The organism is Nocardioides hungaricus (assembly GCF_054782915.1).
Genome location: NZ_BAAGRO010000058.1, coordinates 1 through 9,656 on the forward strand (window position 1 = coordinate 1; position 9,656 = coordinate 9,656).

The 9,656-nt window shown below is 70.1% G+C and carries 6 protein-coding genes; all 6 read left to right on the forward strand.

Annotation, left to right across the window (positions count from 1 at the left end):
* The first annotated feature begins 334 nt into the window (after positions 1-334).
* The 6 genes from ACYVKX_RS20755 to ACYVKX_RS20780 all read left to right on the forward strand — a co-directional run bounded on the left by ACYVKX_RS20755 (position 335) and on the right by ACYVKX_RS20780 (position 9,417).
* The gene (locus ACYVKX_RS20755) at positions 335-1,954 is read left to right on the forward strand and encodes a TIGR02677 family protein (RefSeq protein WP_460835594.1); all 1,620 of its coding nucleotides are present in this window, start codon (positions 335-337) and stop codon (positions 1,952-1,954) included.
* A 5-nt stretch (positions 1,955-1,959) separates the two neighbouring features.
* Positions 1,960-3,201, forward strand: a complete 1,242-nt coding sequence (locus ACYVKX_RS20760) for a TIGR02678 family protein (protein WP_460835599.1) — start codon at positions 1,960-1,962, stop codon at positions 3,199-3,201.
* Positions 3,198-7,325: a TIGR02680 family protein gene (locus tag ACYVKX_RS20765; protein WP_460835595.1), complete on the forward strand. Its 4,128-nt coding sequence runs from the start codon at positions 3,198-3,200 to the stop codon at positions 7,323-7,325. The genes ACYVKX_RS20760 and ACYVKX_RS20765 overlap by 4 nt, the downstream gene beginning before the upstream one ends.
* Positions 7,325-8,671, forward strand: a complete 1,347-nt coding sequence (locus ACYVKX_RS20770) for a TIGR02679 family protein (RefSeq protein WP_460835596.1) — start codon at positions 7,325-7,327, stop codon at positions 8,669-8,671. The genes ACYVKX_RS20765 and ACYVKX_RS20770 overlap by 1 nt, the downstream gene beginning before the upstream one ends.
* A 63-nt stretch (positions 8,672-8,734) precedes the next feature.
* Entirely contained in the window at positions 8,735-9,064 is a 330-nt protein-coding gene (locus tag ACYVKX_RS20775) for a DUF433 domain-containing protein (RefSeq protein WP_460835597.1), read from the forward strand.
* Entirely contained in the window at positions 9,061-9,417 is a 357-nt protein-coding gene (locus tag ACYVKX_RS20780; protein ID WP_460835598.1) for a DUF5615 family PIN-like protein, read from the forward strand. Before ACYVKX_RS20775 ends, ACYVKX_RS20780 begins: the two co-directional genes overlap by 4 nt.
* Positions 9,418-9,656: the final 239 nt, after the last annotated feature.

Sequence of the window (9,656 nt, forward strand, 5' to 3'; positions counted from 1 at the left end):
ACACCTGTCCGGGATGACGTGAGACAGGGGTCCGGGATGTCCTGAACCACAACACTGCCCCCGCTACAATGAAAACCGGCCCTGACCAGCGGAAACGCTGTCTAGGGCCGGTTGCATTTACCCCGAGGATTTGAACCCACCGGCCAGAAACTGGCCAGAAACCGGGTCGATGACCCCATGACACTCCGTGATTCTCCGCGTGTATCCGACCGCGGGCACGCGGATCTGAGGCGAGTTGATTCGGGTTCAAGTCTGCAACGCCGTCAGCCGTGCCGCAGCGTCGAGAATCAGCATCTGTGTCGGGTGTCGGGTGTCGATGGAAGACTCTGCTGCCGTGACCGACTTGTCAGCCGCTTCGAGTGCCCACTCCGACGGCGTCGGGGTCGCGTACGGGCCCTTCGCATACCTCAGCGCACCGAACGCACCGATCTACCGCCGCGTCATGCGCGCGCTCATGGCAGAGAAGGAGAGGTTCACGGTCCACGTCCGTCCGGAACAGGTGTCCGAGGCGCTGCATGTCGACGGCGGAGAACCGGTCGAGGCGCAGGTCGTCGCGGACGCGTTGGAGCGCCTGGCTGATTCCAGTTGGGGAAACGTCCTCGCGTTCCCCGACTCGAGTCGGGTGACCGCGCTGGAGGACTTCTACCGCCGCAGGATGCTCTACCAGATGTCGCGGCCGGGCGAGGCCGCTGAGCGGGCGTTGGCGCAGTACGACGCGGCGCTGGGCACCCGTGGCTCGTTGCAATCCGTCGCGCTCGAGGACATCGTCGTCCTCCTCACGCATCTCAGGGACACGGTGGCCGAGCACCATGCGGGCGTGCCGGCCGACCCGGCCCGGACCCACCAGGCGCTGCGCAGTCTGCGGGAGCGCTTCGCCGAGTTGGCCGAGAACGCTGTGGCGTTCATGGGCTCGATCCAGCGCACGATCGATCTCCACGACGCCGACGTGGAGGCGTTCCTGGCCTACAAGGAGCAGTTGATCGAGTACCTCGAGCGGTTCATCCACGACTTGCTCACGCGTGGCGCCGCGATCGCGGAGCTGTTGGGCTCGATCCCTCCCGAGGGAGTGGGATTCCTGGCCACGACCGCCGCCGAGCGCGAGGCTACCGACGCTGCGCCGGGTGAGGCGGAGACGGCCGCGGCTGCGGCCCTCGATGTCTGGCTGCGGCAGTGGTCGGGGCTGACCGATTGGTTCGTAAGCTCGCGGGGCCGCGACAGCGAGGTCAAGTTGCTGCGCGCCCGCGCGCGGGCGGCGATCCCGTCGTTGCTCGCGGTGGTCCGTTCCTTGCATGACAAGGCGGGCGGGCGTACGGACCGGACGCACGATTACCTCACTTTGGCCCGCTGGTTCGCCAACCTTGACGATGACGGTGACCGGCACCGGCTGTGGCGCACCGCCTTCGGGCTCACGCCGGTCCGACACCTGAGCGTGACGGGCGAGACCGAGGACGCGTGGGCGGCATCTGATCTCGGCAACGCCACGCCGTGGGCGGAGGCGCCGGCGGTTCGGATCAGCCCGCAGCTTCGGCGCACGGGCTCCTACGAGCGGCGCGGCAAGGCGGTCCGGGTCGCCGACCGCAGCGATGCGAAGGCACTTCTGGTCGCCCGGGCTCGCGAGGAGGCAGAGCAGACAGCCGCGGCACGTCGCCGGATCCTCACCCACGGGCCACGGCCGCTGTCGGCGTTCGGCGAGCTCGACCCGGACGCCTTCCGGCTCTTCATCGGCTTGCTCGGCGATGCGCTGGCAGCGATGGGCCCGCGCGGCGAGACGGCCCAGGTGCACACCTCCGACGGGGAGCTGACCGTCACTCTGCGGCGTGTGCCGGGTGCCGGCGTCGCGGTGGTCCGCACGACCGAGGGTGAACTGTCCGGTCCCGACCACCTCGTCGACATCGCCTCGGCCGTCGACGAGTCGACCGATGAGGCCGAAGAGTTCTCGGAGGCGTACGGGTGAGCCGCATGGAGCTCGCGCCCCGGATCTCCGGCGCGCTGGAGGACCGTGAGGCAGAGGGTCGGACCAGGGCGCTGCGAGCGCTGCTCGTGCAGCCGGTGCTCCGCGCGCAGACCGAGCCGGAGCTGTTCCGGCTGGCGCGGCGCCACGCCGACGCGCTGCGGGAGTGGTTCGAGAGGGAGACCGGCTGGCGGCTGGTCGTGGAGTCGCAGACGGTCCGGCTGCTCAGCTCATATGTGCCGCACGGGCCGACGGCGATCGCGATCGCACGACGACACCCGGCCCGCGCCCGTAAGGGCGACCCCGGCTTCACCCGGCGCCGATACGTGCTGCTGTGCCTCTGCCTCGCCGTGCTGGATCGCTCGGACCCGCAGGTCTCGTTGGGTCGGCTGGCCGACGAGATCGTGCTCGCCGCGCGCCAGCCCGGCCTGGAGAGCGTGGAGTTCACTCTTGGAAACCGGGAGGAACGCTCCGACCTGGTGGCCGCGATCCGGCTGCTGCTGGGCTACGGCGTGCTCGTCCGCGTGGCGGGCGACGAGGACTCCTACGTGTCGTCCGGCGGTGACGCCCTCTACGACGTTGACCGCCGGGTGCTGGCCACGATGATCTCTACCGAGCGCGGGCCGGGGTTGGCCGGGCCGGCATTGGGTCCGGCGCCGGCCATCGAGGACATCGAGGACGCCCTGCACGAGCCGCCGCCGGCGTACACCGAGGACGAGGCCCACCGGAGGCTGCGCCACGCTGTGACGCGGCGGCTCCTGTGTGACCCGGTCGTCTACTACGACGAGCTGCCCGACGCCGAGCGGACCTACCTGCTCAGCGGACAGCGAGTCAGTGTTACGCGGCGGATCGCCGAGGCCACCGAGTTGCTGCCGGAGTTGCGCGCAGAGGGGATCGCGATGGTCGACCCTGACGACCAGCTCACCGACGTGCGCATGCCAGAGCAGGGCACCGACGGACATGCCACCCTCCTGCTCGCCGAGCACCTGGCCGTCACCGGGGCGACGGAGGTGACCGCGCTGCGCCGCAGGGTGAAGGCGCTGGCGAAGGAGAACGCCTCCTACTGGAGAAAGACCACCCGTGAGCCTGGAGCCGAGAACGCCATCGTCGCCGAGGCGCTCGACCGGCTGGCCGGCCTCGGCCTCGTTCGAGTCGAGAGCATCGGACCTGAGGCCGTCGTACGTCCGCTGCCGGCGCTGCGTCGCTTCGCCCTGGCAGCGCCGACGATCGCTGAAAGGAACGCACGATGACCAGCCCGAACGGCACACCGGCATGGCTCCTCCCACGGGACGCCGGCTCGGATGCGCTGCCTCACCCCTCCACCGAGCGGTGGCAGCCGCTTCGGATCGGGCTGGTCGACCTGTTCTACTACGACGACGAGCAGTTCTGGTTCCACGACGGCCGGCTTCTGCTGCGCGGCAACAACGGCACCGGCAAGTCGAAGGTGCTGGCGCTGACGCTGCCGTTCCTGCTCGACGGCTCGATCGCGCCGCGGCGTGTCGAGCCTGATGCCGACCCGAAGAAGCGAATGGAGTGGAACCTCCTCCTCGGCGGTGCCCACGCCTCCTCCGAGCGCACGGGGTACTCCTGGATCGAGTTCGGTCGTGTCGACGCCGACGGCATCGAGCACTTCCTGACGCTCGGCATCGGTCTCAAGGCGGCCACCGGTCGAGGCATCGTCAAGCAATGGTGGTTCACCACATCGCGACGGATCGGCGACCTGCGGCTGATGGATGAGAACCGCACCGTGCTGACTGACGCGCGATTGCGCGATGCGCTGGCCGGCAACGGCCACGTCCACTCCAGCCAACAGGCATATCGTCGGGCGGTCGACGAGGCGCTGTTCCGCCTCGGCGAGGAGCGGTACGCCGCCCTCATTGACCTGCTCATCCAGCTGCGCCAGCCGCAGCTCTCGAAGCGACCCGACGAGCGTGCGCTCTCCGCTGCGCTGACCGAGGCCCTCGCGCCGCTCGACCAGGCGGTGGTTGCCGATGTCGCCGAGTCCTTCCGCTCCCTGGAGGAGGAGCGCGCTGGCATCGCTGATGCGCGAGACACCCTCAAGGCGGCCGAGGACTTCCTCAAGCTCTATCGCGGCTACGCGCAGGTGGCGGCGCGGCGGCACACCACCGGGGTTCGACTGGCCAATTCCGCCTTCGAGCACGCGGGCCGCCACTTGCGCGCTGCCGAGGATGAGCTCGCCTCCGCCCGGGAGGACGAGGCGAGGCTCGACCGCGCCAAGCGGGACGCGGGGGAGCGGCACGGTGCGCTGCTGGGTCATGAGAAGGCGCTCCGGGAGAGCCCGGAGATGAAGGACGCTGCCCGACTGGAGCAAGCGGAGAAGGCCGCGACCGACCAGGAGTCGGCTGCCGACAAGGCAGCGCTCGAGGTGAAGCAGGCCAAGGCCCGGGCCGAGCGGGACGATGCGGCTGCAGCAGAGGCCTCTCGGCGTTACGAGGTTGCTCGCGCCGCCGCGGAACGGCATGACCTGTTCGCCGCCCGGCTCGCTGTTGACGCGGGCCTGGCAGCCAACCACCCGTCGATATCTCGAGACGAGCGGACGGCCCGGCGTGCCTTGGACCGCCGCCGGGAGCAGATCGGGCAGGTACGACGTCTCGCCGACCGCGTCCGCGTCGCCGAGGAGGAGGCTGCGCGGGCGCGGCGGGCGCTCGACGATGCCGAAGCCGCCGGCGCCCTCCGCGCCGAGCAGGTCCAGTCGGCCTCGGCGGCGCTCGAGGAGGCGATCGTCGGCTACCGCGACCAGGTCCGTAGTTATCTGAGCGGGCTCGCCATCGTGGTTCTTGCCTCGGGACTGGACGACCTGACCCAGGTGGCCGCGGACTGGGCGCGCAGCCTTGACGGGGAGTCTCCGGTCCGCGCCGAGGTCGAGGCGGCAGCGTCGGTCGCGTTGGACGACCTGGGCCGACGGAAGGTCGCGGCAGAGCTCGAGGTCGACCGCGTGGAGAGGCAGCTCGGCGAGATCCGGGCCACGGTCGCCGGCCTGGAGGCCGGGCACGACACCGAGCCGCCCGCGGCACCAGGTCGCACACCGACGGCACGCGAGGGTGCCTCGGGCGCACCGCTGTGGCGGCTCACCGACTTCGTCGACGGGGTCTCCGCGAGCGACCGGGCGGGGATCGAGGCCGCACTGCAGTCGGCGGGCCTCCTGGACGCCTGGATCTTCCCGGACGGCAGGCTCGCCGTCGACGGCGACGTCGTGCTCGGAGCGGGCGGGCCCGAGGTTGCGGCGAGCACATCGCTGGGAGCACTCCTGGCGCCGGCCGTCGGCCCGGACCACGCTGTGCCCGCGCCGGTCGTGGCCGAGGTGCTAGCACGCGTGGGGGTCGGCGAGGGCTCCGGGGCCGCGCTGTGGATCGATGCGTCCGGACGCTGGGGCGCCGGTCCCGCCCGGGGTGCCTGGGCCAAGGAGCGGGCCGAGTATGTCGGAGCTGGCGCTCGTGAGGTGACCCGGCGCGAGGCTCTCGAGCGGCTCCGTGCCGAGGAGAGCGAGCTCGCCGCGGCACAGGGGCGCGCACGTGCCCTGCTCTCTGAGCTGGAGCAGGCTGTCAAGGACGTCGTGGCCGAGCGCGCCGGATACCCCGCGGCGACCGAGCGCGACCTCGCGGCGGCACATGAGCGGGTGGCAGCCGCTGGCCGCGAGTTGGAGGTCGCCCAAGCTGCTGTGGCACAGACAGCGGAGGTGTGGGGAACGGCGACGACAGCGGCCGAGGAGGCAGCCGAGGACCTGCGCGAGGCTGCCGCCGATCTCGGCACCGGCACGACGCTGGAGTCACTGGAGGCCGGGTTGGTGGCGGTCGGAACGTACTCGGAGGCACTGGTCGAATGCCGGACCGCGGCACAGCGCGTCGTGGACGCACAAGCCGCGTGGGAGGCCGCCGTCGAGCGGGCCGCTGAGTCGAGCACCATGCAGAGGGAGCGCGACGAGACCGCACGCATGACCAGCGCCGATGCTGTGCGGTTGCGCGCCCAGGCAGACGCTCTCCGCGCCACCGTCGGTGCGTCGGTCGCGGAGTTGGAGCGGCGGCTCGGTGAGACCACCGCCGCGCTCACGGAGGTGGAAGCCGAGCTGGCGCGGATCAGCGGAGGGCAGGTGGACACCGCAGGTCGTCGCGGCAGCCTGGAGGAGAAGACCCGCGAGCTCGGCACCCGCCGTGAGGAGGCGGCGACCGAGCGTGAGCGGGTGATCGGTGAATTGCGCGCCTTCGCTGCCACCGGACTGCTGCGCGTCGCGCTGCCCGGTGTCCACGTCCCCGACCCGGACGAGCACGACGATTGGAGCGTCACCGCCGCGCTGGCCTTCTCCCGGGGTGCCGAACAGGAGCTCGACGGTGTCGAGGAGAGTGACGACGCCTGGCGCCGGGCGCAGCAGCGGATGTCGACGGCAGCGCAGGAGCTCTCCACCCAGATGAGCCGCCACGGTCACACCTCCTTCCTCGACCAGCGCGGGGAGGTGGTCCTGGCCCGGGTGCGCTACCTGAGCGAGGAGGTCGACATCGACCGGCTCGCCGTACGACTGAGTGACGACGTGGAGCAACGTGAGCGGCTGCTCAGCGCCAAGGAGCGCGAGATCCTGGAGAACCACCTGGTCAACGAGGTTGCCGGAGAGCTCCACGAGTTGCTGCTGGCGGCCGAGGCACAGATCGACCGGATGAACGCGGAGCTCGCCGCCCGCAAGACCTCCACCGGCATGCAGTTACGCGTCCGATGGCGGGAGCGGAGTGACGGACCGGCCGGGCTCACTGCTGCGCGTGGCCTGATGGTCCGCTCCGACGCCACCTGGACGGCTGCTGACCGTTCCGCAATCGGAGGGTTCCTCCAGGCGCGCATTGCGGAGGTTCGCGAGGCCGACCCGACCGGCGGCTGGGCCGAACACCTCGAGCAGGCGCTCGACTACCGGCAGTGGCACTCCTTCGTCATCGAGCGCTGGCAGAACGGCCAGTGGCGTCCTGCCACGGGACCGGCCTCGGGTGGTGAGCGCGTCCTGGCGATGTCGGTGCCGCTCTTCGCAGCCGCCTCGTCGCACTACAACTCTGCCAGCTCGCACGCGCCGCGGCTCATCCTGCTGGATGAGGCCTTCGCTGGTGTGGATGACGACTCGCGTGCGAAGGCGCTGGGCCTGCTTGCCACCTTCGACCTCGACGTCGTGATGACGAGCGAGCGGGAGTGGGGATGCTACCCGCAGGTGCCGGGGCTCGCCATCGCCCAGCTCTCCCGCGTCGAAGGAGTCGATGCCGTCGGTGTCACCCGCTGGCAGTGGAATGGCACCCGCCGCACCAGACTCGCCGAGGTCGAAGGGGCCGCTCGGGCCGGCGATGCGCACGATTCGCCCGCGGCGGACGACGCACTGTTCGGATGATGATGGATCCGAAGGTCGCGAGCGGCGACCGGGCTGCGCTGGAGCGGCTCCTCGGCGTTTCGGAGATGGCCTGGCTGCTGGCCCGGGTGCGCTCCCGGATCGCTGCATCCCGCGGATCGACACTGACCGGTGTCGTACAGCTCGACGAGCCGACCGACGGGCAGCGGGCCGCGGCGGTGCGGCTGGTCGGGCGGCCACGTCGCCCGGGGGCGACCCTGCGGGTGGAGCTCGCCGACGTCGAGGCGATCCTGCGCCGGGGACCGTGGCCAGCAGGGCTCGCCGACGCCGTCGAGACGCTGACCGGGCCCGTCGTCGACCCAGCCCTCGAGCGGGAGCGCACCACCACCGCCTGGGCCTACGCTGCGGGCGGCCTTCACGACGCTGTTGCCGTCCACCCTGGAGTCGGGAACTGGTGGGAGGGATTCTGCGCGACGGGTGGGCTCAAGCGAGCAGCGCGGGCGGAGGCTGCGCGGACCGGGGTTGCCCACGGGCCCGACGTCGGTGCTCGTCTCGTGGAACTGGTGGCATCGGTCGTGGCGGCTCTGCCATCGGCAGGGGAGCCGTTGTCTGTGTTCGCGCGACGGCTCACTGGCGACTCGCATGCTCTCGACATGTCGCGTCCACTCGGGCGCTTGGCTGCTGCCGCTGTCGAGGCTGCGTTCGCGCCGGGCGCCCACGCGAGCCGCGATGCTTGGGCAGCTGCTGGCGTCGTACTGTCCAACGTCGCGTCGACGGTGTTGTGCCTGGGGGTTCCGGGTGCGACTGGTCCGGCTGGGGCGATGGCACAGGCGAGCGCGGCGGCGCTGGAAGCCATGCGCACCGCCCGGATGCCTCTGGTTCTGACGCTCGACCAGGTCCGCTCCGGCGGTGTCGAGGCGCTGCCAACCGACCAGATCGTCCACGTCTGCGAGAACCCGACGATCGTCGAGGTTGCCGCCACGGCCTGGGGGTGCTCGGACGCGGTCGCGTCTGCACCGGTGCTGATCTGCACGTGGGGCCAGCCCAGCACTGCGGTGGTGGAACTCCTTGCCATCCTGACCGGGCGCGGAGCCGGGTGTCGCTACCACGGTGACTTCGACTGGCCAGGCCTGCAGATAGCACAGGCCCTCCGTGGGCGGATTCACTGGACCCCCTGGAGATACACCTCCACGGACTACCTGGCCGTTGTCGAGGGCGACGTGCCTTCACTTGCCCTCGAGGGACGCCCGGTCCCCTCGCCATGGGACCCGAAGCTTGCCGAGGTGATGGCCGCGCACGGACTTGCGATCGAGGAGGAGGCGATGGCGGAGACGCTCGTGAACGATCTGATCGCTGGCCCCCAGCCGGCAGGCTCGGCGCCCCACTGAGCGACGAATCCCTGCCGCTCGCGCAGGACATCGCCGGTACGCTTGAAACGGAGGTGCTTCGAGATGACCGCAGCAGCGATCGAGCCAGAGCCGGTTCCGCTGGCCAGGGATGCCGCTGGTCGGCTCATCGTGATCGGCACACGAGTTCCGCTGGACACACTCGTCGCTGCCTTCGAACGAGGGGACTCGCCCGAAGCAATCCACGAGTCGTATCCGACGGTCTCGCTCGGTGACATCTATGCCATCTTCACCTACTGCGTGCGTCATCGTGACGACGTCAATGATTACCTGGCAGGGCGAGCGGACGAGCGCTCCGCGCAGCGCTCTGCGATCGAGACGAGGTTCCCGCCCGAGGGCCTCCGCGCAAAGCTCCTCGCCCGGCCGGACGCATGACGATCAAGTTCCTTGCTGACGAGAACTTCGATCACAAGACACTGGCAGGGCTGAAGCGACGCGAGCCCGATCTCGACATCGTGGCGGTGCAAGAGGTGGGTCTACGCGAGGTCGATGACCCCCAGGTTCTGGACTGGGCTGCCCGAGAGAAGCGCATCGTGGTGACCCACGATGTCTCGACCTTCGCCGACTTCGCTTTCGAGCGCGTTGCGGACGGACTGCCCATGCCGGGGGTCATCGAGATTCCGGAGTCTGTCCCTCGGTCTGTGATCATCGACGAGCTCATCCTCATGGCGGGTGCGAGCGAGCCGGACGACTGGGAGAATCGGGTCGTCTACATCCCGCTCCGCTGACAAGGCTGGTCGCTGCAAGATCAGGAATTGATCACGGCCAGAAACCGGCCACTTATGGCTCCGATGTGGCACAGGTGGCTCCGTTACACTCCGAGATGGGCCGCAAGGCCCTCCCGCGTAAACCCGGGGAGATCCACGATCCTCCAAGCCAGTCCTCAGTGGTTGATCTCGTCCAGAGGTCGCAGGTTCGAATCCTGCCCCCGCTACTGTGTGATGTCTCAGGACATCCCGGAGGTCCG

Bases quoted from the DNA above. Each gene is read 5' to 3' on its own strand.
- ACYVKX_RS20760 (WP_460835599.1), top strand. From the start codon at position 1,960: ATGGAGCTCGCGCCCCGGATCTCCGGCGCGCTGGAGGACCGTGAGGCA.
- ACYVKX_RS20765 (WP_460835595.1), top strand. From the start codon at position 3,198: ATGACCAGCCCGAACGGCACACCGGCATGGCTCCTCCCACGGGACGCC.
- ACYVKX_RS20770 (WP_460835596.1), top strand. From the start codon at position 7,325: ATGATGGATCCGAAGGTCGCGAGCGGCGACCGGGCTGCGCTGGAGCGG.
- ACYVKX_RS20775 (WP_460835597.1), top strand. From the start codon at position 8,735: ATGACCGCAGCAGCGATCGAGCCAGAGCCGGTTCCGCTGGCCAGGGAT.
- ACYVKX_RS20780 (WP_460835598.1), top strand. From the start codon at position 9,061: ATGACGATCAAGTTCCTTGCTGACGAGAACTTCGATCACAAGACACTG.